This is a genomic window from Rhizobium sp. S163 (assembly GCF_030380805.1).
GTDB lineage: Bacteria > Pseudomonadota > Alphaproteobacteria > Rhizobiales > Rhizobiaceae > Rhizobium.
This window is the reverse complement of sequence record NZ_JAUDSA010000024.1, coordinates 1-643: the sequence shown is the minus strand read 5'-3', so window position 1 is coordinate 643 and position 643 is coordinate 1. Positions and strand designations below refer to the sequence as shown.

Genomic DNA, 643 nt, shown 5'->3' with positions numbered 1-643 from the left:
GTAGGGTCAGCGACTGGGGTGAAGTCGTAACAAGGTAGCCGTAGGGGAACCTGCGGCTGGATCACCTCCTTTCTAAGGAAGCCTGGATATTGCAAGATGCCGGACGCGCTCCGGATGAGCTTACCAATGCTTTTTAGAACATAGATGGCACCAGTCAGGTGACCATCGAAACGCAATACGCCACGGAAGTGCTTCGGCACTCGGATGGTATGGCGAACTGCGCCGTCCACGTTTCTCTTTCTTCATTAGGATATGTCCTCACGGCGAGCGCGATCTTCGATCGCTGCCTCCGGCCAGTCTTCGGATTGGAAAAGAGGCGCCAGACGACTGGCGACGGCCTCTGGCCTGTATGGGCGAGCGTCACTGACGTCGAGTTCGTAGAGATCGGGCCTGTAGCTCAGTTGGTTAGAGCACACGCTTGATAAGCGTGGGGTCGGAAGTTCAAGTCTTCCCAGGCCCACCATTCTCCTTTTGGGGTTGATGGGTTGTTCGATCTTGATCCTCCTGATGGGTTTGCTCATCAGGTGTTGCGATGGTTGGGGCTGTAGCTCAGCTGGGAGAGCACCTGCTTTGCAAGCAGGGGGTCAGCGGTTCGATCCCGCTCAGCTCCACCAAATCGATGGTGTCGAGCCTGAGGGTTTTG

The 643-nt window shown here is 56.3% G+C and carries 2 tRNA genes and 1 rRNA gene; all 3 read left to right on the top strand.

Annotated features, from left to right (window positions below):
- Nucleotides 1-72 (top strand): 16S ribosomal RNA (locus QTL96_RS22650); the annotation flags it as partial.
- A gap of 314 nt (nt 73-386) precedes the next feature.
- A tRNA-Ile gene (locus QTL96_RS22645) sits at nt 387-463 on the top strand.
- A gap of 75 nt (nt 464-538) precedes the next feature.
- Nucleotides 539-614 (top strand) — tRNA-Ala (locus QTL96_RS22640).
- The last annotated feature ends 29 nt before the right edge of the window (nt 615-643 follow it).